This window comes from Lactobacillus sp. M44 (assembly GCF_058130005.1).
This window is the reverse complement of sequence record NZ_CM176707.1, coordinates 1,252,819-1,278,853: the sequence shown is the minus strand read 5'-3', so window position 1 is coordinate 1,278,853 and position 26,035 is coordinate 1,252,819. Positions and strand designations below refer to the sequence as shown.

Genomic DNA, 26,035 nt, shown 5'->3' with positions numbered 1-26,035 from the left:
TGATTCAGCGAATTAACGATGGTGTGAGGTTAATGTTTTAATGTTACATTTGATCAGCTATTAAAATAAATCTAATCGTAATTTGCACGATACGCAAAGTTTAAGTGGAGCATATGCTCAATATAGGTGGTACCACGGTTAAGACTCGTCCTAATATAGGATGAGTTTTTTGTTTTTGAAAGGAAAGTATTATGAGAATCAAAGATACATTGAATTTAGGGAAAACTAAATTTCCAATGCGCGGAAATCTTCCTAAACGAGAAGCTATTTGGGAAAAGCAATGGGAAGATAATCAAGTATACCAACGAAGACTAAAATTAAATTCACAAAAGCCAAGATATGATTTACATGATGGCCCCCCATTTGCAAATGGTAATATTCATATGGGGCATGCGTTAAATAAGATCTCTAAAGATATTATTGTGCGTTTTAAAAATATGGATGGCTATTATGCCCCATTTGTTCCTGGTTGGGATACTCATGGATTACCAATTGAACAACAACTTGCTAAACAAGGTGTAGATCGCAAGACTATGGATCGTGCTAAATATCGTGAATTATGTCGTCAATTTGCGATGGAACAAATTGAAAAGCAAAGAACAGATTTCAAGCGTTTAGGTATTATGGCTGATTGGGATCATCCATACATTACTTTGCAACCCGAATATGAAGCTTCTGAGATTCGTGTTTTTGGTAAAATGTATGAACAAGGCTATATTTACAAAGGTAAAAAGCCAGTATATTGGTCACCATCTAGTGAATCGACCTTAGCTGAAGCTGAAGTTGAATATCATGATATTAAGTCACCATCAATTTATGTTGCTTTTCCAGTTAAAGATGGTAAAGGAATTTTAAATGAAAAGAATACATATTTTGTAATTTGGACAACTACACCTTGGACTATTCCTTCAAATCTAGGAATAACTGTAAATCCTAAATTTGATTATTCAGTTGTGCAATTAGGTGAAAATCGCTATGTGATTGCTACTGGTAGATTAGAAGATGTTGCTAAAGATCTTGATTGGCAAAATTATAAAATAGTTCAACATCTAAAGGGCACTCAGCTGGATAGAATGGTTGCAAAACATCCACTATATGATCAAGATAGTTTATTAATGAACGCTATGCACGTTACTATGGACGATGGTACTGGATTAGTTCATACAGCCCCCGGGTTTGGTGAAGATGACTATAACGTAGGTCAAAGATATGGATTGCCAGTGTTTAGTCCTTTAGATAATCAGGGTAAATTTACTGATGAGGTACCAGATCCTGAATTAGTAGGGATGTTTTATGATGATGCAAATAAAGTTGTTGCAAATAAATTAAAAGATGCAGGTGCGTTATTAAAACTTAGCTTCTTTACTCACTCATACCCACATGATTGGAGAACGAAGAAACCTGTTATTTATCGTGCAACTACACAATGGTTTGCTTCAATTGATGCGTTTAGAAAAGATATTTTAGATCAAATTAATCAAGTTAAATTTATTCCAAGTTGGGGTAAAACTAGACTTTACAATATGATTAAAGATCGTGGAGATTGGGTAATTTCTAGACAACGTGCATGGGGTGTTCCATTACCAATTTTTTATGCAGAAGATGGAACTGCAATTGTAACCAAGCAAACCATTGAACACATTGCAGCTATTTTTGCAAAAGAAGGTTCAAACGCTTGGTACAAACATACTGCTAAAGAATTATTGCCAGATGGATTTAAGTCTAAACATTCTCCAAATGGAGAATTCACTAAAGAAAAAGATATTTTGGATGTTTGGTTTGATTCAGGTTCTTCATTTGCAGCTGTATTAAAACAAAGACCAGAATTGTCTTTCCCTGCAGATTTATATCTAGAAGGTAGTGATCAATATCGTGGTTGGTTTAATTCAAGCATGATTACTAGTGTTGCTACAACTAAGCAATCTCCATATAAAGAAATTATGTCACAAGGTTTTGTTTTGGACAGCAAAGGTCACAAGATGAGTAAATCGTTAGGTAATGTAATTTCTCCTAATGATGTTGTTAAGCAAATGGGTGCAGAAATAATTCGTTTATGGGTTGCATCTTCTGATACAACTTCAGATATTTCTGTATCTCAAGAAATTTTGCGTCAAAGTGCTGAAAGCTATCGTAAAATTCGAAATACGATGCGTTTTATGTTAGCCAATACCAGTGACTATGATCCAAAAGAAAATACGGTATCCTACAACGATTTACGTTCGATTGATCAATATTTAGAAATAAAATTAAACGAACTTGTATCACAATGTTTGAATGCATATCAAAATCTTGATTTTACCAGTGTTTATAAAAAGATCTTTAATTATATTTCAAATGATTTGAGTGCGTTTTATTTAGATTTTGCTAAAGACGTTTTATACATTGATGGTAAAGACAGTCTACCAAGACGCTCAATGCAAACTGTAATTTATGATCATTTAGTCAAAATTACTAAATTATTGACACCAATAATCCCTCATACTATGGAAGAAATTTGGGGATATTTACACGAAAAAGAAGAATATGCTGAATTATCTGAAATGCCTAAGGTAGAACAATATGATGATCAAGAATCATTAATTGATAATTGGGCAATATTTATGAAGTTACGTGATGATGTTTTGAAGGCATTAGAAAATGCACGTAATGAAAAAATTATTGGTAAATCCTTTGAAGCTGCAGTAACAATTACACCAAATCAGGAAGTTAAGACAGCATTGGATAATTTAGATGCTGATTTTAGGCAAATCTTAATTGTGTCCAAATTAACAATTAGTGATACAGTTGCAGATAACGCGCAAGAATATGACACTGCTAGAATTGCTGTTGTTCACGCACCTGGTGAAGTTTGTGAGCGTTGTAGAATGACCAGAACTGATATTGGTATTGATCCAAAATTACCAACTTTAGGTGAAAGATGTGCTAAAATTGTAGAACGTGATTTTCCTGAAGCAGTCAAAGAAGGGTTTGAGGATTAATGAGGGCAGGTACAGTTAAACAGTTTGATGATAAAACTGGATTTGGCTTTATTGATGATGATTTAACTAAATCTTCATACTTTGTATTTTATACGGCAATTAAAGAAGAAGGATTTAAATCATTAGAAGTTGGCCAACGTGTAAAATATCAATTAGCACAAGGTAAAAAAGGTTTACAATGCATTAATGTATATGATGAACAAACCAAGATGGAGGAATGATTAGGTGGATTTAAAAGAAACGGAAATTTCTTCTAAACAAATCTTTCAAGGTAGAATCGTTGATTTGTCTGTTGAAACAATTCAGTTACCCGATGGTAAAACTTCTACAAGAGAAGTTATAAAACATAAACCAGCAGTAGCTACAATTGCAATTAATAGTGAAAAAAAGATCTTACTTGTTGAGCAGTGGCGTGAGCCTATTAAGCAATTAACATTAGAAATACCTGCTGGTTTAATTGACAGTACTGATGCGACACCATTAGATGCAATCAAGCGTGAATTAAATGAAGAAGGTGGCTATAGTGCAGCTTATTGGGAACAATTAGCTAGTTTTTATTCATCTCCAGGTTTTACTAATGAAAAGATGTATTTATTCTATTGTGATACATTAACTAAATTAGAAAATAAAAGAGATTTAGATCCAGATGAGTTTTTGGATCAACATTGGTATGATTTAACTGAAATTAAACAATTGCTATCTCAAGGAAAAATTGTAGATGCAAAAACATTATATGCAGTAACTGTATGGGAAAACATGTTGTTAACCGCAAGTAAGGAAAATAGCAATGACTGAAAAAAGGTCAGAATATCGAAAAAATATTGACAGACAAAATAAATCCCATAAGAAAAATATATTTACTTTTTTTAAAAGTGCTTTTCAAAATTCAGATGATAATATTGAACCAAGTGAACCTAATGAAATATCTGAAAATGAAGAAAATGTTCAACTTAGTCGTGAAGAAAAAGCAAATAATTTAAGAAGAAAACTTAATTGGGCAATATTAATAGTCTTAGTATTTATAGCTATTGTATTATTTGCATTATTTAAATTGTAAAGGTGAAAGATATGAAAATTGCTTTAATTGTTCCTATGGAAATAGAAGCAAAGTATTATCGTAATCATTTTCAATGGATAGATCAAAAAATGTTCGGAGCTTCAAAGTTCGAACATTTTTCTATAGATGGAAATGATATTTATTTAGGATTAAGTGGCATTGGCAAAGTCCAAGCAGCAATGAATTTGACTAGTTTGTTAGCTAATGAAAAAATTGATTTAATCATGATGTCAGGAACAGCAGCATCAATGAATAAGACTGTTCATCAAAATGATTTAGTTGTTCCAACTAGTTTTGCGTATTATGATGTACATTGCACAGAAGCTGGGGACTATGTTGAAGGTCAAATTCCACATGAGCCAGCCAGATTTGAATTAAATAGTAAGGATAATAACAGTTTTACTCAGTTTTTAAATGATCAAAAAATTGAGTATAAAACTGGCTTAATTGTAACAGGGGATTCTTTTATTGCATCCCAAGATAAAAAAACTCAAATTTTAAATAATTTTCCTGATGCAAAAGCAGTGGAGATGGAAGGTGCAGCTTTTGCTCAAGTTGCATATCATTTTAATATTCCATTAATTGCTATGAGATCAATATCTGATAATGGTGATGATAACGCTAATTTTGATTTTGAGACTTTTGCAAAAAAAGCTGGAGAAAAGTCCGCTAAAGTTATTTCAAAATATATTGAAACTCAAGTTTTAGAAAAGAATTGATAGATTGTGAAGAAAAATATTTATTTAGATAATGCTGCAACAACACCTGTTGCTCCAGGCGTTGTTAAAGTAATCAGTGAAGAAACAGCTAATGATTTTGGTAATGCTTCAAGCACGCATTCCTTTGGTAGACAAGCTCGTGCTAGTGTTGAAAAAGCTAGAAGTATTATAGCTAAATTTATTAATGCTAGTGATGATGAAATAATATTTACAAGCGGTGGTAGTGAGTCTAATAATACTGCTATAAAGGGTGTCGCAAAATTACGCTCTAATGAAGGTAAAAGGATCATTACAACTAAAATTGAACATCCTTCGGTTTTACGTCCAATGCAAGATCTAGAAAAACAAGGCTTCGATGTCGCTTATTTAGATGTTGATCAAACTGGACATATATCAATTGATGAGTTAAAAAAAGCTTTAACACCTGATACTATCTTAGTGTCTGTCATGGCTGTTAATAATGAAATTGGCTCCATTATGCCAATAAAACAAATTGGTAAAATAGTCCATGATAGTAATGCATTATTTCATGTTGATGCGGTACAGGGACTTGGTAATATCAGATTAGATGTCAAAAAAATGTATATTGATTTGATGTCTACATCTGGTCATAAAATTAACGGACCCAAATATACTGGCTTTTTATATGAAAATAAAAATATTAAAAAAATTCCTAGCTTATTGCAAGGTGGAGAACAAGAGTTAAAAAGAAGAGCTGGAACTGAAAATGTTCCAGGTATTGCAGGTTTTGGAGAAGCAGTTAAGGAACTTTCAGAAATTGACTTTGTTTTAGAACAAAAAAAGTTTGCACAATATCAAAGAATAATTTTAGATGCTTTAGACAATGCAAATATTGACTATGAAGTTAATGGAACTTTGGATAATACTGCTAGTCATCATGTCTTGAATTTATGGTTAAAAGGTGTAGGTACTTATGTTGCATTAACTAATTTGGATTTGGCAGGATTTGCAGTATCTGGTGGATCTGCATGTACTGCTGGTAATTTGGAACCATCACATGTTTTAGGTGCAATGTATGGCAATGATTATAAGCGATTATCTGAATCAATTAGAACAAGTTTTGGTAGAATGACAACTCAAGAAGAAGTTGAAGCATATGCTGATGAATTGGTAAAATTAGTTGATAAATTAAAAGCAAAAAGTGAAAAGAATTGATTTTTTTATAAAAGTTACTTATTATTTATAAGTGAGGTAAATCTATGGCTAATGTTGTTATGATTAATGGTGATACAAGAAAATATACTTTAAATGAGAATTTAAAATTATATTCTATAATAGATGCAGGCTTTCAAAAAACAACAAAAGGAAATTACAATTATGAACATCCGCTGTATAATGAATCGCCTTATAATGCACCTACTAAGCTTAAAATTACGATTAATAAAGCTATGACACATTTTACCATGGTCGTCACCGATAAAAATGGACTCCAAAAAGTTAATATTTTTAAAAATAAGCAATTACAACCAACTGTTGAATTGTTAAACTTTGTTTTAAAAGATTTAACCGAAAGAAATATTATTAGTCCAGTTTCAAAGGATGAGTAGGATTTGGTAGATAATAGTAAAATTAGAGTAGTAGTTGGAATGAGCGGGGGAGTCGACTCCTCTGTTTCAGCATTATTATTGAAACAAGCGGGGTATGATGTTGTTGGTGTCTTCATGAAAAATTGGGATGATACTGATGATTCAGGAGTTTGTACAGCCACTGAAGATTATGAAGATGTAAAAAAGGTTGCTGACAAGATTGGTATTCCGTATTATTCGATTAATTTTGAAAAAGAATATTGGGAGCGTGTATTTAAGTATTTCTTAGAAGAATACAAAAAAGGTCGTACCCCTAATCCAGATATTATGTGTAATACTGAAATTAAATTTAAAGCTTTTCTTGATTTTGCATTGCAATTAGATGCAGATTATATTGCTATGGGACATTATGCTAAAACTGTGGTTGATGCCAAAGGCATTACCCACATGATGCGTCCAAAAGATGGTAATAAGGATCAAACTTATTTTTTAAGTCAGTTAAGACAAGATCAAATTAAGCATGTTATTTTCCCTTTAGCTGATCTAACAAAACCACAAGTTAGAGAGATTGCTAAGCAAGCCGGTTTAGTTAATGCAAAGAAAAAAGATTCTACTGGCATTTGTTTTATTGGTGAAAGAAACTTTAAAAAGTTTTTAAGTGAATTTTTACCTGCTCAAAGTGGTGAAATGGTTACTCCAGATGGTGCGGTTGTTGGTCAACATGCTGGATTAATGTATTACACTATTGGTCAAAGACAAGGCTTAGGTTTAGGTTCAACCAAAGAATCCACTGCACCTTGGTTTGTAGTAGGCAAAGATTTGAATAAAAATCAATTAATTGTTGAACAAGGTTATGACAGTCCATTGTTATACGCCACTAAATTGACTGCTAGTGATATGTCATTTTATGCACATGATACTAGTCATGATTTTGAAATACATTGCAGTGCAAAATTTAGATATCGTCAAGCAGATGTTGCTGTAACTGTAAAGTATCATGCTGATACCAAAACCGCTGATGTATACTTTGATGAGCCTGCACGTGCAGTTACACCGGGACAGGCTTTAGTATTATATGATGGTGAAGAATGTTTAGGTGGAGGCAATATTGATGCTGCTTATCAAGACGCTAAGCAATTACAGTTAGTTTAAGATGATAATTAAAGAGTCAAGTTGGCTCTTTTTTTGTATAATTAGAAGTTGAAAGAAGGTTGAGTATGCAGATATATTTTATTCGACATGGTAAAACACAGTGGAATTTGGCACGACGTTTTCAAGGTGCACATGGTGATTCACCATTACTCTCTCAAAGTTATACTGATATGAAAGATTTGGCTAAATATCTTGATCAATTTCGATTTGAGGCTATTTATACAAGTCCACTTCCTCGAGCTTTAAATACTGCAAATGGAATCAAGCAAGCAATGAATGAAAATTTGCCAGTAATCATTGATAATCGTTTGCATGAATTTGATCTTGGCAAGTTAGAAGGAATGACCTTTGACAATGCAGAGAAAAAATATGGTGCTCAGGTAGATAACTTTTGGCATTCTCCTGATAAATATGATGGTAAAGCTCTTGGAGGGGAAGATTATAAAGAAGTAATTGAAAGAGGCGCCAATTTTGCAAAAGATATTTTTAATAGTTATTCAACGCCAAATGCCAAAATAATAGTTGTCAGTCATGGAGCAGCCTTGTCTGCGATCATGGGCGGGTTATTAGGATATCCATTGCATGATATTCGTAAAAATGGTGGCTTAGGTAATACAAGTCTTTCAGTATTAGAAACTAATAATGGTAAAGATTTTAAGAAAATCGTGTGGAATAAAAGTGATTATCTTAAAAGAGCAACTTCTGGATCGGATGTTTTGTAATGAATAAAAAGGCAAACGAATTATATCAATCAAACCAGATTGAAAGGGCAGTTCATCTTTTAGTTGAAGAAATTGATAAAAATCCTAAAGATATTGAAAATTATTTGCAATTATCGACAATCCTGATAGATCAAGGATCAGTTGACCAAGAAGTTGAATTATTGGAAAAAGCTCGGTCAACAGTTGATAAACCCGAAGAACTGAATTACAACTTAGCTATAGGATATTATTTACAGGGTAATTTCAATAAAGCATTATTGTTGTTAGATAAAATGCCTAATAATGATGCAACGCTATATCAAAAAGCATTGGTATTTTTAAAGTTAGGACAAACTCAAAAAGCTCTTGCATATGCTATATCCATCAAAAAAGTTGATAAGCGCGTTAATGAATTAATAGGTGATTGTTGGTTAGCTTTGGGTGATTTAAAGCAGGCTTATTCAAGTTTTAATAGAATCGCTGATAAAGATCGAAATGCAAAAATAAATTTCTTATTAGGTGTTACTGTTTTTGGAACTGATCGTGATAAAGGACAACAATATTTTATAAAATCTAAAAAACAGGATTCTAAATATTATTCATATGCTCAAAAGCAATATGAAGGGATATTAGATTTATTGAAAAATAATAAAAAATGAACCAAAACTATTGGTAACTAAAAAAGCCAGTAGTTTTATTTTAAATATAAGTAAAGCGCTTTAATTATCTGACAGCAATATAAAATTATGCCATATAATTGATTAAAAGGGAGGTATTTAATATGAGTAATTCATCATTGTATCCAATTCAAAATAAATTTCGTTTTAATCAATTATTAAATGGTACATGGGATTTTAAAATAGATTCTGATTCTAATGGTATTAAAAATAATTGGGAGAACAACTTACCTGATCCAGAACAAATGCCAGTCCCTGGAACCTTTGCTGAACTTACAGTAGATGAAAAGAAGAAATATTATACTGGTGATTTTTGGTATCAAAAAGACTTCTTTGTACCTGAATTCTTAAATGGGCAAGATATATTTATTAGATTCGGATCGATAACTCATCGAGCCACAGTTTTTCTTAATGGGCATAAGATTTGTTTTCATGAGGGAGGATTTTTGCCATTTAAAGCAGATATTATTAATTATGTAAAACTAGGCAAAATAAATCATTTAGCAATTCTTGTGAATAATGAATTATCTGATACAACACTTCCATGTGGGAGCGAAAAGACTTTAAGTGATGGATCTAAAATTGCTGAACCATATTTTGATTTCTTTAATTATTCTGGGATTATGCGTAATGTATGGCTTGTAGCCGTTCCGCATGAGAGGATAGCTAACTTGGAATTAAATTATGAAATAAATTCCGATCATGCAAAAGTTGTCTATCATATCCTGGCACCTAATAAGTATAATTATCGAGTTACTTTACTCAAAAATAAGCAAATTATTGCTCAAAATATCGAAAAGAATTCTGGTATGTTGCTTATTAAACATCCTCATTTATGGAATTTGCAAGATCCATATTTGTATGATTTTAAAATTGAACTAATTAAAGATAATGAAGTTAAAGATGAATATACTACTAAAATAGGAATACGAACTATAAAAATTATTGGCGAAAACATTTTGTTAAATAATCATCCGATCCATCTAAAGGGTTTTGGAAAGCATGAAGATTTCAATATCTTAGGAAAAGCTATTAATGAAAGTATTATAAAACGAGACTTTGAATGCATGAAATGGATAGGAGCTAATTGCTTTAGAACCAGTCACTATCCTTATAGTGAAGAATGGTATCAATATGCAGATAAGTATGGATTCTTAATTATTGATGAAGTTCCAGCAGTAGGATTAAATAAGTTAAGTTTGAACTTTTTAGCAAACAATAATACTAAAACTATAAATTTCTTTGCTCAAGAGACAATATCAAAGTTAAAAAAAGTTCATCAAACAGAAATAAAAGAAATGATTGATAGAGATAAAAATCATCCTTCGGTGATTGCATGGAGTTTATTTAACGAACCACAATCAACTACTAAACAAGCATATGATTATTTCAAAGATATTTTTGATTATGCAAGAAAATTAGATCCACAAAATCGTCCATACACTGGAACTTTAGTAATGGGTAGTGGCCCTGATAATGATAAAGTTCATAAGTTATGTGACATAATTTGTTTAAACAGGTATTATGGATGGTATATACAAGGTGGTCGCGAAATAGTTGATGCAAAAAAGTCTTTAGAAGAAGAAATGGATGCTTGGCAAAAACTAAAGGTCAACAAACCATTTGTATTTACTGAATTTGGTGCAGATACTTTGGCTGATTTGCATCGATTACCAGCAGAAATGTGGAGTCCTGAATATCAAGATAAGTATTATCAAATGTATTTTGATATTTTTAATGAATATTCATTTGTAAAGGGTGAATTAGTGTGGAATTTTGCTGATTTTAAAACAACTGAAGGCATTATGCGAGTTGGTGGTAATGATAAGGGTATTTTTACTAGAGATCGTGAACCAAAAGCCGCAGCATACTTTTTAAAAAAGCAATGGAAGAAAGAATAAAGGAGAATAAAATGTGTAATGATCCAGTTTTAAAAAGGGTAGCAATTAGAAAATATGAAAATAAGAAGGTTGCCAAGACAGATATTGAAAAATTAGTTGCTGCATTTCAAGCAACTCCATGTGGCATGCATCAAGCAGATGTTATGCAACTAGTTGTAGTTGAAAATAAAGAACTTAAACAAAAAATGGAACAAGAAACAGATAATGCTTTTTATGGTGCACCGGTATTATTTGTTATTAATACCAAAAAGGGTAGTCCGTTTGGCCAGCGCGATGCATCTGCAGCTGCTGAAAATATTATGATTGAAGCAACTAGTTTAGGGTTAGGTTCAGTTTATGTAATGGGTGGTGCAATGCAAATTAATAATTCTACTGAATTACTAAATGAACTAGATGTACCAACAGATTTTGAAACAACTGTAGTTGTACCAGTAGGTCAATCTGCAGAAATCGTCCAAGAAGATAGGGACAATAGGTATGAGATCAGTTTTAAATAATTTGCACGTTGTTTACAATATTGGTTATTATAGACATATTGTATTTACTTTAAGGGGCGAAATTTAATGGTCGAATTTGCAGGCAAGGTTAATGCAATTGTTTTTGAAAACAATCAAGATATGTTTAAAATTCTAGATGTGTCTATTCAAGGACAACTTTCAGGATATTCGAGAGATGAAATAAAAGTTACTGGAAATTTTGGCGATATTCAGATAAATAGTTCATATGAATTTACTGGCCAATTAGTCATGCATGACAAATTTGGACTACAATTTCGGGCTAGTAGTTATAAACAAATTTTGCCTCATCAAGAAGGTAGTTTGACAAAATATTTAAGTTCAGATAAATTTCCTGGAATTGGAAAAAAGGCGGCTGAAACGATTATTGATGAACTTGGATTAAATGTTTTAACAATATTAAAAGAAAATCCTGCAAAAATTTCAACATTGTCATTAAATCAAAAGCAAAAAAATAGTTTGTTATCGGGCATTAATACAATAGATTCTTACTCTGAGATAATTTTGAAACTTAATCAGTTTGGAATTAATAAACGGATAGCTAATAAGATTTTTCAAACTTATCATTCAGAAGCAATAGCTAAACTTGAAAAGAATCCATATGAACCAATTTTGGATGTAACTGGATATGCTTTTAGAACTGCAGATAATTTGGGACGAGAATTAGATTTTGCACAAGATTCACCTGAAAGAATCCAAGGCGCAATTTTTCAAGTATTATTAGACGCATTATATCAAGATGGTAATACCTATGTTGAATTAAAATACTTATTAGAAAAAACTACTGAATTATTAGAAATTTCAGAATACGACTTAGTTGCAGAAGCGCTAAATAATTTGCAATGTGCGGGGAAAGTTATTGTCGATAATGATCAAGCTGCTATTCAAAAGATCTTTCATACGGAAGAAGAAATTGCACAAAACCTGCAAAGATTAGTATCACGTGATATAAAAATTACCAACTATTCAGATAAAAAAATTAATTTAGCAATCACTCATGCTGAAAAATCATTAAAAATTAAGTATGATGATACACAAAAAAAGGCGATACGAAATGCAATTACTAATTCTATCTCTATATTAACTGGAGGTCCAGGCACTGGGAAAACGACAATTATAAATGGGATATTATTAGTTTTAAAAAAATTAGAAGAAATACCTGATAGCGCATTATATAGTGAAGATATGCCTTTTTTACTTGCTGCACCTACTGGGCGAGCTGCTAAAAGAATGTCTGAAGTTACGGATCTAGAAGCTAAAACTATTCATCGTTTATTGGGATTAGGGATTGGAAATGATAGTGTTGAAGATTTAAACGAACTAAATGGAGACATTTTAATTGTTGATGAAATGTCAATGGTTGATATGTTTTTATTTAGACAATTAGTTGCAAATATTAATGAAACTAAGCATATAGTTTTTGTTGGTGATAAAGATCAACTACCATCTGTTGGTCCTGGTAATGTTTTTAGTGATTTAATTAAATCTCAAGCCTTTCCAACTACTAGATTAACTAATATTCATAGACAAGGTGAAGATTCAAGTATTGTAACTCTTGCTCATGCAATAAATGAAAATAAGGATCCTAATCTTTTATTCGAAAAAACTAAAAACTATTCATTCATTAATTGCAATCCAGAAGCACTTGCTAATGCAACTGAAAAAGTAGTTGAGCATGCAATTAACAGTGGCTTTAAAAAGGATGATATTCAGGTATTAAGCGCAATGTACCATGGTAATGGTGGCATTAATCAAATGAATAGCTTATTACAGAAAATAATGAACCCTAAAAAATCTGATGCTAAATATATTGAAGTTCCTAATATGAAGTTTTATATAGGTGATAGGGTATTGCAACTCCAAAATAATCCTGAAAAAGAAGTATATAATGGACAGATTGGGAAAGTTATTGGAATTAATGAAAATGATTCAAAAAATTCATTAATTGCAAATTTTGATGGAAATGAAGTTACATATGCTAAACGAGAATTGAGTGATTTAACATTAGCTTATGCTATTACAATACATAAATCACAGGGATCAGAGTTTCCCGTTGTAATTTTGGATCTAACTATGCAAAATTATATGATGTTGAGGCGAAATTTATTATATACAGCAATTACAAGAGCTGAAAAGTTTTTAATTATGTTAGGCCAAAGACGAGCATTTTTAATGGCAATTAACACTAAGGACAATGATAGATTAACTGGATTAAGTTCAAAAATTGTCAGATTACTGAAGCCACACATGAAAAATGAAGATATTAAAGAAGTTAATAAGATATATGAATTAACTCCTCAATTAATTTATTCTGGGCAAGTTGATCCAATGATAGGGATGCAAAATATAAAATTAACAAAACGAGAGTAAAAAAAGAACCGTTGTGATTCAAACGGTTCTTTTTTTACTTATTTTTTTCAATTAACATTGGTAAAATTAACGGTTGTCGTTCAGTCTTAGAATACAAAAAATCTTGTAAATTTTCAACAACTGCACGTCTTAAATCTGCTTCACTAACAGATCCTTTTTTAGCCATTTCATTGCGTAATACATGATACACATTCTTTTGAGCTTGACTAATTAATTCTGTGGATTCACGCATGTATACAAAGCCACGACTTAGTATATCAGGCCCAGCTAAAACACGTTTATGTTGAATATCGATTGTAGCGACAGCCACGACTAAACCTTCTTCAGATAATACTTGTCTGTCATGTACAACTACATTACCAACATCAGCTGTACCAGAAGTATCTACAAAAACGTCACCTGCAGGGACATGTCCTGCAATTCTAGCACCATCGGGACTAAATGCAATAACTTTTCCATTTTCTAGTACATAGGCATTATCTGGTTTCACACCTGCAGCAATTGCTAAATGACAATGCACAACTTGCATTCTGTACTCACCATGTACTGGTATCATATATTTTGGTTTTGCAAGACGAACCATCATTTTTAGTTCTTCTTGGCCACCATGTCCAGAAGTATGAACATTATTTATACGACCATGAACTACATTAGCACCAGCTTCCATTAATTTATTGATTAAATTATTGACACTAGTGGTATTCCCGGGAATAGGATTGGATGAAAAAATCACCGTATCTTCTGGTTGAATACTTATTTGTCTGTGAGTTCCATTTGCAATTCTAGATAATGCAGCTAATGGTTCTCCTTGAGAACCCGTACATAAAATCATTGCTTGATCTGCTGGGGTTTGATTTATTTCATTGGCATCAACAATTAGGCCTTTAGGAACATGTAGATAGCCTAAATCAATTCCATTTTGAACACCATTTTCCATACTACGTCCAAAAATCGCAATTTTTCTACCAGTATCAATAGCTGCTTGAATAGCAGTTGATACACGATATAAATTCGAAGCAAATGTTGCAAAAATGATTCTCCCATGAATATTACTAATAATATTATGCAAGGATTTTGCAACAAACCGTTCAGATTTTGTAAATGCGGGAATTTCGGCATTAGTTGAATCAGATAATAATGCTAAAACACCTTGTTGACCCAATTGAGCCATTTTTTGGAAGTCGGGTGCAGGCTGATTCATTACAGGAGTTAAGTCAAACTTAAAATCTCCAGTAAATACCACAGCTCCTAATGGAGTATGAACTGCAATACCTAAAGTGTCGGGAATTGAGTGTGTAGTTCTAAAAAATGTAACACTTAATTTTGGAAACTTTAAGACAGTGTCTTCATGTTCTTCGAACAATTTTGTGGTTTTCAATATACCATGTTCTTCTAATTTACCTTTGATCAAAGATAAAGCAAAAGGAGTAGCATATACTGGAATTTCTGGAATCTTTTCTAATAAAAATGGAATTCCACCAATATGGTCTTCATGACCATGACTTACAACCAATGCCTTAATTTTTTCACGATTTTTAACTAAGTATGAATAATCTGAAATCACATAATTGATTCCAAGTAACTCATCCTCAGGAAATTTAATACCACAATCCATAATGATGATCTCATCTTGATATTGGACGCAGTACATATTCTTACCGATTTCGCCGAGTCCCCCAATGGCAAAAACGGCAACTTCATTATTTTTTATTTTCACTTAATTTACTTCTCTGAGTTAAATGAAGTTAGCTTAAAGTCGGCATGTTGCTTTTCATAAGCTAATGAATTTCCAGTTAATTCTTGGATGAGTTCAATGTTATAGGGGGTATTTTCCTCAACCATTCTACGTGCTGCAACTAAATTGTCAGCTTCAAGGTATAGAGTCTTAGTGGTCTCTCTTCTTGGGTTGACGATCTGACTTGTTTGATATAAAACTTTATAGATCATATATATTTCTCCTTTAATATTCAATTGTAATAATTTGTTCCTAATATGGATAAAAATATCCAAAGCTAACGACTATTGTAGCATAAATTAAGTGAATTAGTATAGGTAAGAAATTTGTTAATAAAAAAAGCAAGCACATAAAAATGAACCTGCTTTTTTTATTATGAAATTACAATTGTATCTGGACGTAGTGAAAATGGATCTTGTTTATTAATTCTATCATAAAATAAATGCCCATTTAAATGGTCAATTTCATGAGAGGATACAATTGCTGGGTATCCTTTTAATCGAATTGTTCTTTCTTCACCATTTACAGTGTAATAGTGAATTGTCAACTTATTAGGTCTTTGAACATAACCGTCAATTACTTTATCAACACTTAAACACCCTTCACCTTCTGATAAACATACTTGTCGCACTGATTCAGATACGATAGTTGGGTTTACATAGGTTTCTTTAAAAATAATGTTACCTTTGTCATCTGGAACTAGTAATGCGGCCATCTGCAAACTTTTTCCAACTTGTGGAGCAGCTAAGCCCACACCTGCTCGTAATTGATGTTTTTTAGCAATTTCTGGATCTTGAGAATCAATCAAGTATTGCATCATGTCTTTTGCTAATTTTTTATTTTCATCTGAGAGAGGGAAGGTTAGAGGTTTAGCAATTTCTCGCAAAACAGGATTTCCATCTCTTGTAATATCTTTCATTAAAATCAATGTAATTGCTCCTTTATAAAACAGTCTATTAATATTTTTACCACACTTTAATATTTTTGTATTGCGAAAAATCTTCTTCACAACTCATTTGATTGACCAAATGAGGGCTAAGTGGTAAAATTTGACAACGAAACTATAAAAGAATAAAACTTCATATAATTAACGTAACTATTTGCGTTTGCTGACTGTGACAGCGTCACAGTTTTTTTATTGAGAAGGTAGGAGGAATTTTTTTGTCAGACCAAAAAAGAAGAGAAGATATCAGAAATATTGCAATTATTGCTCACGTTGACCATGGTAAAACAACTTTAGTTAACCAATTGTTAAAACAATCTGATACCTTACCAGAGCATATGGATCTTCAAGATCGTGCAATGGATTCAAATGCTATTGAACGTGAACGTGGAATTACCATTTTGTCCAAAAATACAGCTGTAAAGTATCATGATACAACAATCAATATTTTGGATACTCCAGGACATGCCGACTTTGGTGGTGAAGTAGAGCGTATTATGAAAATGGTTGATGGTGCACTATTATTAGTTGATGCTTATGAAGGGACCATGCCACAAACTCGATTTGTTTTGAAAAAAGCATTAGAAGCTGGTGTAAAACCTATTGTTGTTATTAATAAAATTGACCGTCCAGGTGCACGTCCAGCTGAAGTGTTGGACGAAGTATTGGAATTATTTATTGAATTAGGTGCCAATGACGAACAATTGGATTTTCCAGTAGTTTATGCAAGTGCATTAAATGGGACTTCTAGTTACTCAGATAATCCATCAGATCAAAAAGAAACAATGGATCCTATTTTTGATACTATTTTGAAATATATCCCAGCACCAATTGATAATTCTGATCAACCATTGCAATTCCAAATCACTATGCTTGATTGGGATGATTATGTAGGACGTATTGGTGTAGGTCGTGTATTTAGCGGAAAAATTAAAGTTGGCGATCAAGTTACCGTTATGAAAATTGATGGCAGTAAACAAAATTTCCGTGTTACTAAATTATTTGGATATTTTGGCTTGAAGAGAATTGAAATTAATGAAGCTAAAGCTGGAGATTTGATTGCAATTAGCGGAATTAATGATATTTTTGTGGGTGAAACTATTGCCTCAACTGAAGATCCTGTAGCATTACCTCCATTAAAAATTGATCCACCTACTTTGCAAATGGACTTTGTTGCAAATGATTCACCATTTGCTGGTCGCGAGGGTGATCAAGTAACACCTAAGAAACTAGAAGATCGTTTAATTAGACAAACACGTACAGATGTATCTTTAAAGGTAGAGCCTACTGATCAAATTAATGCTTGGACTGTATCTGGTCGTGGTGAACTTCACCTATCAATTTTAGTCGAAGAATTACGTCGTGAAGGTTTTGAATTGCAACTATCACGTCCTAAAGTTATTTATCGTGAAGTTGATGGAGTCATGAGTGAACCATTTGAAGCGGTTCAAATTGATACTCCAGATGAGTATGTTGGTAGTGTAATTGATTCTTTATCAAAGCGTAAAGGTGAGATGAAGAATATGGAATCTACTGGTAATGGACAAACTAGAATTGAATTTTTGGTACCATCTCGTGGTTTAATTGGTTACAACAACGAATTTATGTCTCAAACTGGTGGTTATGGTATTATGAACCATACTTTTGATTCATATAAACCAGTTGTTAAAAATTGGGAACCTGGTCGTCGTAATGGCGCATTAGTATCCATTAACCAAGGACAATCAACAACTTATTCCTTACAATCTGTTGAACAACGTGGTCAATTGTTTATTGGCGCAGGTGTTGAAGTTTACGAAGGTATGATTGTTGGACAATCATCTCGTGAACGCGATATTGCAGTTAATGTTACAAAGGGTAAAAACTTAACTAACACTCGTGCTGCTGGTAAAGACCATGCTGCTGCAATTAAGACACCTAAGAAGATGACATTGGAAGAAGCAATTGAATTTTTGAATGATGATGAATATTGTGAAGTAACACCTGAAAGTATTCGTTTACGCAAGAAGATTTTGAATACTTCTGAAAGACAAAAAGCTGATAAAAAGCGTGCTCGTCAATAGAATGTTTTAAGGATTTAGATAAAAGTCGTATTAATTTATACGGCTTTTTTCTTTTTTAAATTTGTGTTTGAACTGTTTTTATCCTTATAGGTTTGTTTTATAATATTTAATTAGGTTACTTTGTAAAAAAGGAGAAAATAGCAGTGCACCAAAAACTAAAATATCTAAATTATAAAGTTCTTATTCCTTACTTAGTACTAATGATTATTGGAATAATAATGGTTTATTCTGCTAGCTCTGATATTTTGCTAGTTAATGGCTTTAATCCATTCTTTTATGGTCAACGTCAACTAATATATGACTGTGTTGCGCTGGTTTGCTTTGGAATACCATTTTTCTGGGCCAAATTAAATATCTTTAAGAGCAATAAATTTGTGATTGGATTCTTATTATTATCTGATGCAATGCTTGCATATTTAGTAATTTTAAAAATATTTCGAGGAAGTTCCGCAGCTGTTAATGGAGCAGTAGGTTGGATAAAAATTGGCAGTTTAGTTAACATTCAACCACTTGAAATAGCAAAACTAGCCTTAGTTATTTTTTTAGCAAACGTTTTTAATAAACGTGATGGTAAATTAATACCAGGTAATCTAATTAGATTATTAAAATACCCTGCTTTAAATACCTTTATCATGATTTCATTAGTTATTGTGGAACCTGATTTTGGTGGAGCCGCAATTTTATTCATGATTGTAATTATCATGTTTTCAGTTTCTGGAATTAATAAGCGATTGGCATTTTGGACATTGGGAATAGTCTTTGTGGGGGTTATTGGTGTAGTATTGCTTGTTTTGTTGATTAGTCCCAAATTCTTACAAAATTCATATCAATTTCAACGATTGTTAGCATTTGCACATCCTTTTAAATTAGAAAAAACAGGTGGAGCACAGTTAGTTAATTCATATTATGCAATACATAATGGCGGCCTTTTTGGAGTAGGGCTAGGTAATAGTATGCAAAAAAGGGGGTATTTGCCAGAACCTTATACTGACTTTATTTTATCTATTATTTGTGAAGAATTAGGTGCCTTGGGTGCTGCTATTGTTTTAGGGTTATTGTTTTATTTAATGTGGAACATTATGGATATTGGCGTTAAGGCAGCTAGCCAATTTGATACTTTAGTTTGTTATGGTGTTGCAACTATTATTTTTACTGAAACTATATTTAATGTAGGCGCGGTTCTAGGGCTTTTACCAATTACTGGAGTAACTTTGCCGTTTATCAGTTTCGGTGGTTCATCGGTAATTGTGTTATCTGCAGGAATTGGCTTAGTATTAAATATTTATGCTAATGAACGAATTCGAGAAGAAAGGGCATTAAGTGTAAGATGACAGTTAATGACGAATTAAAAAATACTAATATCGTTTCAAGAATACCAATAGTAGTTTATTTAAATAAAACACAAGATCAATTTAAGCTGCGTCGCTATGGTAATATTGTTCATGTATCTAAGAAAAATAAATATTGTATAATTTATATTAATAAAGATAAACTTGAAGAAACGCTCGATTCGTTGAATCACCTGCGGTATGTAATTAAGGCGGAGGTTATTCCAAGTGAGGATCTTAATTTTGATCCTGATTACGAAACTAATATGATCAATCAAATGTCTAAAGAAGCTGAGAAGCAACTAGAAAAAAATGGGAATATGAAACTATGAGAATCATTGCAGGTAAATATTCTAAAAGAAATTTATATACATTAAAGAGCAATAAAACGCGACCTACTAGTGATAAAGTAAAGGGGTCTTTATTCAATAGTCTAGGTCAATTTTTCAACGGAGGGAATGTATTAGATCTTTATGCTGGAAGTGGTGCATTAGGCATAGAAGCAGTTTCTCGAGGTTATGATAAGGCTAGCTTAGTTGATATTAATCATCAAGCAGTAGATATTATCAAAAAAAATGTTGAACTAACTAAGGAAACATCACGTTTTCAAGTTATTAATCAACGTGATGTTAGTGCAATTAAAGATTTTGCAAAAAATAGTGAGAAATTTGATTTAGTGTTCCTAGATCCGCCATATGCTAAACAAAAAATAGTTGATATAATGAAAATTTTTTTGGAAGCAAAGATTTTAAACAACAATGCACAAATTGTTGCAGAAACAGATGAACATGATATTTTACCTGAAATTCAAGGATATATTTTAGAAAAAAAACACCAATTGGGTAGAACAATTTTATGGTTTTATAATACGAAAGAATAATTATGACTATTGCAATATTTCCTGGGAGTTTTGATCCAATAACTAATGGGCATGTAGAAACTGCTAAAAAAGCAGCTAAGATATTTGATAAGTTGTATATCATTATCATGACTAATACGCAAAAGCAATACATGTTTTCTAATGAACAAAAGGCTTTTTTTATAAAAGATGCATTAAAAGATATAAAAAATATTGAAGTATTAATTCGAAGTGAAGATTTAACTATTAATGTTGCTAAAAGTCTGCATGCACATGTAATTGTCAGAGGATTACGAAATACAGAAGATTTTATTTATGAACAGCAAATCGCGGAGATGAATAATCGTTTAGATTCAGAAATTGAAACTGCTTTATTTTTAACAAGTCCGCAAAATGCATTAATAGCATCAAGTATGATAAAAGAAGTTGCAAAATTTGGTGGAGATGTAGAACAGTTTTTGCCTAAACAAGCAGCAATTGCAATGAAACAGCGATATAAACAGCAATGAAAGATTTTTTAAAAAAACATAGACAAGCGGTTGTTTGGCTAGCACTTATAATAAGTTTAATGGTCATTTTTTTTATTGGAATGATGCCCACTAATGATATTATTGAGTCACCTGGAGAAGCAACTGCTGTAAAACAATATATAAAAACCGATGCCGGAAAACCATCAGGAAATTTTTATATGGTGACAGTGAGTGAACGTCCAGCTATTGTGTTTGATTATTTACTTAGTTCATTTAATAAATATGACACTCGCTATTCTCGTCAACAGATAATGGGGAATAGCAATGATGCTCAGTATACTCAGTTGCAAAAATGGTATATGCAATCTAGCCAGGATAATGCAATATATTATGCTGCTAAAAAAGCAAAATTAGATCCTAAAAGAAAATTTATGGGTGTATATGTGATGGATGTGACTAAGGACTCGACTTTTAGAAACAGGTTAAAAGTTGGTGATTTGATAACAGCTGTTAACGATCAAAAGTTTAATTCAATGTCTGCTATGATATCATATATGCAACATCAAGCATTAGGTTCCAAAGTAAAAATTTCAGTTCTGCGGAATAATAAAACTAAAGATTTTGTAGGAAAAATTATTAAAGTAAAAGGTACAGGTAAAGCTGGAATTGGAATTGAATTAGTTGAACGTGCCCAAACTATAGTTAAACCGAAAATTAAAATAGATGCTGGACAGATTGGAGGGCCTTCAGCTGGATTAATGTTCTCACTAGAATGTTATCAAATATTTACTCATCAAAATTTAACTAATAATCAAAAAATTGCCGGAACCGGTACAATTGATGATAAGGGCAACGTTGGAATCATTGGTGGGATTGATAAAAAAGTAGTGGCTGCAAATAAAATACATGCAAAGGTGTTTTTTGCTCCAACACAAAAATTGCCAGGGATGAAAGAAAGCCAAACCAATTATATGGTAGCTAAAAAAACGGCTAAGCAATTACATTCAAAAATGAGAATTGTACCAGTCGCCACTTTTGATGATGCACTAAAATATTTAAAAAATAATTAAGATCAAAGATTCAATGTAAATTGAGTCTTTTTTTCTTGTAATTAAATATGAGGTGAAAAATATGGATTTAGAAAAAATCAAAAGTTGGATTATTGAAAGAAAATTTTATGTTTTAGGAATTTTAGTTTTAGTAATAGGGGGTTTTTGGTATCAAAATTCACAAAATAGACCTGCTGATAATGAATATTTATTAAATAATGCTAAACAGCAAATTCCAAGGAGCGCGTCTAACCAAAAAAGTCAATCACAAGTAAAAAATAATCAATCAGAGATAACTTGTGATATTTCAGGAGCAATTAACAAAGAAGGAGTATATACTTTAAAAAAAGGTGCAAGAGTAGATACTTTAATTAAGGCTGCAGGTGGCATAAAAAGTAATGCAGATTTAAAGGCAGTCAATCGTGCAATTATATTAAAAGATCAAGAAAAAATACATATTCCATATAAAGGAGAAGTAACCACTGATTCAATAAACAATGATCAAAATAATGCAACTAGGATGCAAACCAATGATAGTGATAAAAATAAAGTTCACTTAAATACTGCTACTTTATCAGATTTACAAAAACTAAATGGGATAGGGGAGAAAAAGGCTGAACAAATAATTGCCTATCGCGAACAAAAAGGAGAATTTAAAAAAATTGAAGATTTAACGCAAGTTAGTGGAATAGGAGAGAAAACTTTTGCAGCGCTTAAAGACCAACTTGCTTTATAAAATAAATGATTCAGGATTTTTGTTTTTATTAGCATTATTATTAATCTGTTTGAGCTTATTATTTACTTATATAAATATCAATTTTTGCTCAATAATTGGTGTTTTTGTATTCATGTATATTTTTATATTATTGATTAAAAAATATGAATTAAAGTTGATAGTTTTGTTAATAATTTTGGTTAGTACTGGTAATTTGATCAATATTAAACAAAAGCAAAAAACAAATGTTACTTTATCGAAGCCTTTAATAATTTATCCAGATCAAATTAAAGTTAAAGATGATTGGTTCACAGGACAGGGTAATAATAAATCAAAAAAGATACTAATATCAGGAAGAGTAAGTCCTGATTTAAAAAAAGCAATTAAGAATGATAAAAAAATAGTTCTATATAACTTGACAGGAGAAGTAACGGGCATAGCTCCAGCAACTAATTATGGAGAATTTGATTTTAGAAAATACTATCAAGGTCAAAATATAACTAAGCAAATTAAATTAACTAATTATGATGTAATAATGCAAAAAAATAATAATCTTCATCAAATTAGATATCGACTGCAAAAATTCTTTTTAACAATGCCTAAAAAATTAGCATTTTTTTCTAGTGAATTGATTTTAGCGGAAAATAATAAAGCAGATAATGATGAAACGTTAAATAATTATCGTGATTTAGGCATTATACATGTTTTAGCAATTTCTGGACTTCATGTTAGTTTATATGCAGGTATAATTAGTATAGTTTGTTCATTTTTTAAATTTGATGAAGAGCAAACAACATGTATATGTACATTGATTTTGTTAGTAGGAATTTTATTGAGCCAGTTTCAGCCAGGATTTGTACGTGCAAGTATTACATATATATTGGGTCAGATATTTAAGTTGAATAATTATAAATTACAAAAATATGATCTACTGGGCTTAACTGCTATAATTCATGTTTTATTTGATCCTTTGCTCTTTTTAAAAACTGGAGCAATTTTGAGTTACGTCTTGGCATTAGCATTATTGATGACTGAAAAAATGTCAAAAGCCAAGCAAACTATAATGATAAATATTAGTATTACACCATTTTTATTAACGTATTTTTATCAATTAAATTTATTAACTATTATATTTAATGTGCTGATAATACCATATTTCAATTTGATAGTTTTACCATGTACTTTTTTGAACCTAATATTTGCAAAAATAATGCCTAATCTAACTACTATTTTTGAAACAAGTTTAAATGTTGGAGAATCAATAATTAGTACACTTGCTAAAACAGATTTAGGAATTTTGATGTATGGAAAAATTTCCGATTGGCAATGTGTATTATTATATTTAATAACTTGTTATTTGATTATACTTGACCCTAAATTAAGGTTAATAAAAACTAAAAAAATTGCTTATATCATAACATTATTTTATTGTTTGATATTTATCTCAATTCATTATCCATTAACTGGTCAGGTAACTTTTATAGACGTTGGGCAAGGAGATAGCATTTTAATTACCACGCCCGTATTTAGAAAAGTCTATTTAATTGATACAGGAGGGAAGCTTAATTTTACTAAGAAAAAGCAAAATCCTCAGGTTAATAAAATTACTATTCCATTTTTGAAAGCTCAAGGAATTTCAAAGATAGATGGAATTTTTGTGTCGCATCAAGATGCAGATCATGTTGGAGATTTAAAAGCTTTAATGTCAGAAATAAAAGTTGATAAACTATACATGGGAAAAGGTTTGATTAAAAATCCTGCATTTAAAAAAAGAGTTTTTTCAAACAAAGAAAAAACTCAATTTATCGAAGTATTAGCAGGGGATGTAATAAATGAAAAAATAGATTTTAATATCTTATATCCCTTTATACCAGGAACTGGAAAGAATGAAGATTCCATGGCTATTTATTTTAAAATAAATAAACATAGATGGTTATTTACAGGTGATTTAGATAAAAAAGGAGAGGATAAATTAATGTATAAATATAGAATTAAAGCTGATTATTTCAAATTAGGTCATCATGGAAGCAAAACTTCATCCTCAAAAGCTTTTTTAACAAAACTAAATCCTAAACTTGTATTTATTTCTGCAGGTAGAAAAAACAGATTTAATCATCCCCATCAAGAAACATTAAATACATTGGAACATTTGGATATTCCTGCTATCAGTACACAGCAATGTGGTATGATTAGTTATCAGTATGGTATAGGTAAAGAAAAATTTGTAACTTTTATGAAGGGAAAATAGTGTGTTAATTCAAATATTTAAAAATACAAGTCCGCAAAATTCTAACACGCTTATTCAGGGTGCAGATACTCAATTAAATGACTTGTTAGTAGCAGATTTTTTAAAGCAAGACCGTTTTACTGAATTGGAAAAAGTAATTGTAGATTGTGAAGCTGATGGATTGGATAGCTTAATAGCAACTTTAACTGAATCAAGTTTATTTTCTTTACAAAAAATTGTGTTGATTAAAAATCCCTTTTTTTTAACTGCAAAATCTCCTATGAAGTTCAAAAAACAAGTTACTAAATTACAAGTAATTTTTGAAAACCTTGCAAGTTTGACAGATATAGTTGTAATTGAGGCAAACTATGAAAAATTAGATCAAAGAAAAAAGATTTCTAAGTTAGTAAAGACTCATTTTAATGTTGTCAATACTTCTTTTAAATCTTATGAGATTGAAAGAATCATAAATTCAATATTAAAAAAACAAGGCTATGAAATAACTTCTAATGCATTGCATTTATTGATTGATCGCAGTGATCACGTAATGGATACTGTATTATCAAATATTGATAAATTAAAAATAAGTGCAGTTAATAATAAAATCACTGAGAAGTTAGTTTTTGACAACATAGATATTTCTTTAGCACAAAATGTTTTTGAAATATTGACTAAAGCCATGAATAAAAATTATAAAGAATCAATTTTGCGCTTAAATGAATGTCTGAATGCTGGAGATTCTAATATCCAATTGCTGGGTATATTTGAAAGTCAATTAGAAGTGTTGCTTGCAATTAAAATCTTGCAAAAAAGAAAACGTAGTGATGTGGAGATTGTTCAAACATTGAATATTCATCCATATAGGGTGAAGCTAGGAATCCAGACTAGGATTGAAGTGAAACATTTAGAGCAAGTATTATCAAAGGCTATTTCATTAGAATATGGATATAAAAGTGGAATATATCAAAATGATGATTTTTTAAGAATGTTTTTATTAGAAATTTAGAGTAAAAAAATAGAACATGCATA

At 31.2% G+C, this 26,035-nt stretch carries 25 protein-coding genes; 22 read left to right on the top strand and 3 right to left on the bottom strand.

Going from position 1 to position 26,035, the window contains the following annotated elements; all coding sequences use genetic code 11:
* Window positions 1–191: 191 nt before the first annotated feature.
* The 13 genes from ileS to recD2 all read left to right on the top strand — a co-directional run bounded on the left by ileS (window position 192) and on the right by recD2 (window position 13,617).
* A complete protein-coding gene (gene ileS / locus AC38BG_RS06130; RefSeq protein WP_489936983.1) occupies window positions 192–2,978 on the top strand; it encodes an isoleucine--tRNA ligase in 2,787 nt (928 codons plus the stop codon).
* The gene (locus tag AC38BG_RS06125; protein ID WP_489936982.1) at window positions 2,978–3,199 is read left to right on the top strand and encodes a cold-shock protein; all 222 of its coding nucleotides are present in this window, start codon (window positions 2,978–2,980) and stop codon (window positions 3,197–3,199) included. The genes ileS and AC38BG_RS06125 overlap by 1 nt, the downstream gene beginning before the upstream one ends.
* 4 nt (window positions 3,200–3,203) lie before the next feature.
* Window positions 3,204–3,773 (top strand): NUDIX hydrolase, encoded by a 570-nt coding sequence (locus AC38BG_RS06120; RefSeq protein WP_489936981.1) that lies wholly within the window; start codon window positions 3,204–3,206, stop codon window positions 3,771–3,773.
* Entirely contained in the window at window positions 3,766–4,035 is a 270-nt protein-coding gene (locus tag AC38BG_RS06115; RefSeq protein ID WP_489936980.1) for a hypothetical protein, read from the top strand. Before AC38BG_RS06120 ends, AC38BG_RS06115 begins: the two co-directional genes overlap by 8 nt.
* 11 nt (window positions 4,036–4,046) lie before the next feature.
* Window positions 4,047–4,754, top strand: a complete 708-nt coding sequence (locus AC38BG_RS06110) for a 5'-methylthioadenosine/adenosylhomocysteine nucleosidase (protein WP_489936979.1) — start codon at window positions 4,047–4,049, stop codon at window positions 4,752–4,754.
* Window positions 4,755–4,760: 6 nt separating this feature from the next.
* Window positions 4,761–5,930: a cysteine desulfurase family protein gene (locus tag AC38BG_RS06105; protein WP_489936978.1), complete on the top strand. Its 1,170-nt coding sequence runs from the start codon at window positions 4,761–4,763 to the stop codon at window positions 5,928–5,930.
* Window positions 5,931–5,974: 44 nt separating this feature from the next.
* The gene (locus AC38BG_RS06100) at window positions 5,975–6,322 is read left to right on the top strand and encodes a DUF1831 domain-containing protein (RefSeq protein WP_489936977.1); all 348 of its coding nucleotides are present in this window, start codon (window positions 5,975–5,977) and stop codon (window positions 6,320–6,322) included.
* 3 nt (window positions 6,323–6,325) lie between these two features.
* The gene (gene mnmA / locus AC38BG_RS06095; RefSeq protein ID WP_489936976.1) at window positions 6,326–7,453 is read left to right on the top strand and encodes a tRNA 2-thiouridine(34) synthase MnmA; all 1,128 of its coding nucleotides are present in this window, start codon (window positions 6,326–6,328) and stop codon (window positions 7,451–7,453) included.
* Window positions 7,454–7,518: 65 nt separating this feature from the next.
* A complete protein-coding gene (locus tag AC38BG_RS06090) occupies window positions 7,519–8,175 on the top strand; it encodes a histidine phosphatase family protein (RefSeq protein WP_489936975.1) in 657 nt (218 codons plus the stop codon).
* A complete protein-coding gene (locus AC38BG_RS06085; RefSeq protein ID WP_489936974.1) occupies window positions 8,175–8,813 on the top strand; it encodes a tetratricopeptide repeat protein in 639 nt (212 codons plus the stop codon). The genes AC38BG_RS06090 and AC38BG_RS06085 overlap by 1 nt, the downstream gene beginning before the upstream one ends.
* A gap of 122 nt (window positions 8,814–8,935) precedes the next feature.
* Window positions 8,936–10,732: a beta-glucuronidase gene (uidA, locus tag AC38BG_RS06080; protein WP_489936973.1), complete on the top strand. Its 1,797-nt coding sequence runs from the start codon at window positions 8,936–8,938 to the stop codon at window positions 10,730–10,732.
* Between the two features lie 11 nt (window positions 10,733–10,743).
* On the top strand, window positions 10,744–11,229 hold the full coding sequence (locus AC38BG_RS06075) for a nitroreductase family protein (protein ID WP_489936972.1): 486 nt from the start codon (window positions 10,744–10,746) through the stop codon (window positions 11,227–11,229).
* A 66-nt stretch (window positions 11,230–11,295) separates the two neighbouring features.
* On the top strand, window positions 11,296–13,617 hold the full coding sequence (gene recD2, locus AC38BG_RS06070) for an SF1B family DNA helicase RecD2 (protein WP_489936971.1): 2,322 nt from the start codon (window positions 11,296–11,298) through the stop codon (window positions 13,615–13,617).
* A 34-nt stretch (window positions 13,618–13,651) separates the two neighbouring features.
* Here recD2 and rnjA read toward each other — a convergent pair whose 3' ends face one another.
* From rnjA to def, 3 genes are all read right to left on the bottom strand, one after another.
* Window positions 13,652–15,334: a ribonuclease J1 gene (gene rnjA, locus AC38BG_RS06065; protein WP_489936970.1), complete on the bottom strand. Its 1,683-nt coding sequence runs from the start codon at window positions 15,332–15,334 to the stop codon at window positions 13,652–13,654.
* A gap of 5 nt (window positions 15,335–15,339) precedes the next feature.
* A complete protein-coding gene (locus tag AC38BG_RS06060) occupies window positions 15,340–15,564 on the bottom strand; it encodes a DNA-dependent RNA polymerase subunit epsilon (RefSeq protein WP_489936969.1) in 225 nt (74 codons plus the stop codon).
* 161 nt (window positions 15,565–15,725) lie between these two features.
* Entirely contained in the window at window positions 15,726–16,280 is a 555-nt protein-coding gene (gene def, locus AC38BG_RS06055; protein WP_489936968.1) for a peptide deformylase, read from the bottom strand.
* Between the two features lie 233 nt (window positions 16,281–16,513).
* Here def and typA point away from each other — a divergent pair, with 233 nt between their 5' ends.
* The 9 genes from typA to holA all read left to right on the top strand — a co-directional run bounded on the left by typA (window position 16,514) and on the right by holA (window position 26,012).
* A complete protein-coding gene (gene typA / locus AC38BG_RS06050) occupies window positions 16,514–18,358 on the top strand; it encodes a translational GTPase TypA (RefSeq protein ID WP_489936967.1) in 1,845 nt (614 codons plus the stop codon).
* A 143-nt stretch (window positions 18,359–18,501) separates the two neighbouring features.
* Window positions 18,502–19,689 (top strand): FtsW/RodA/SpoVE family cell cycle protein, encoded by a 1,188-nt coding sequence (locus AC38BG_RS06045; RefSeq protein ID WP_489936966.1) that lies wholly within the window; start codon window positions 18,502–18,504, stop codon window positions 19,687–19,689.
* Window positions 19,686–20,018 (top strand): DUF2129 domain-containing protein, encoded by a 333-nt coding sequence (locus tag AC38BG_RS06040; RefSeq protein ID WP_489936965.1) that lies wholly within the window; start codon window positions 19,686–19,688, stop codon window positions 20,016–20,018. The genes AC38BG_RS06045 and AC38BG_RS06040 overlap by 4 nt, the downstream gene beginning before the upstream one ends.
* On the top strand, window positions 20,015–20,566 hold the full coding sequence (gene rsmD / locus AC38BG_RS06035; protein WP_489936964.1) for a 16S rRNA (guanine(966)-N(2))-methyltransferase RsmD: 552 nt from the start codon (window positions 20,015–20,017) through the stop codon (window positions 20,564–20,566). Before AC38BG_RS06040 ends, rsmD begins: the two co-directional genes overlap by 4 nt.
* 2 nt (window positions 20,567–20,568) lie before the next feature.
* A complete protein-coding gene (gene coaD / locus AC38BG_RS06030; protein WP_489936963.1) occupies window positions 20,569–21,054 on the top strand; it encodes a pantetheine-phosphate adenylyltransferase in 486 nt (161 codons plus the stop codon).
* Window positions 21,051–22,085, top strand: a complete 1,035-nt coding sequence (locus tag AC38BG_RS06025; protein ID WP_489936962.1) for a SepM family pheromone-processing serine protease — start codon at window positions 21,051–21,053, stop codon at window positions 22,083–22,085. The genes coaD and AC38BG_RS06025 overlap by 4 nt, the downstream gene beginning before the upstream one ends.
* 61 nt (window positions 22,086–22,146) lie before the next feature.
* A complete protein-coding gene (locus AC38BG_RS06020; RefSeq protein ID WP_489936961.1) occupies window positions 22,147–22,800 on the top strand; it encodes a helix-hairpin-helix domain-containing protein in 654 nt (217 codons plus the stop codon).
* Window positions 22,769–25,027: a DNA internalization-related competence protein ComEC/Rec2 gene (locus AC38BG_RS06015; protein WP_489936960.1), complete on the top strand. Its 2,259-nt coding sequence runs from the start codon at window positions 22,769–22,771 to the stop codon at window positions 25,025–25,027. The genes AC38BG_RS06020 and AC38BG_RS06015 overlap by 32 nt, the downstream gene beginning before the upstream one ends.
* Before the next feature lies 1 nt (window position 25,028).
* Window positions 25,029–26,012 (top strand): DNA polymerase III subunit delta, encoded by a 984-nt coding sequence (gene holA / locus AC38BG_RS06010; RefSeq protein WP_489936959.1) that lies wholly within the window; start codon window positions 25,029–25,031, stop codon window positions 26,010–26,012.
* Window positions 26,013–26,035: the final 23 nt, after the last annotated feature.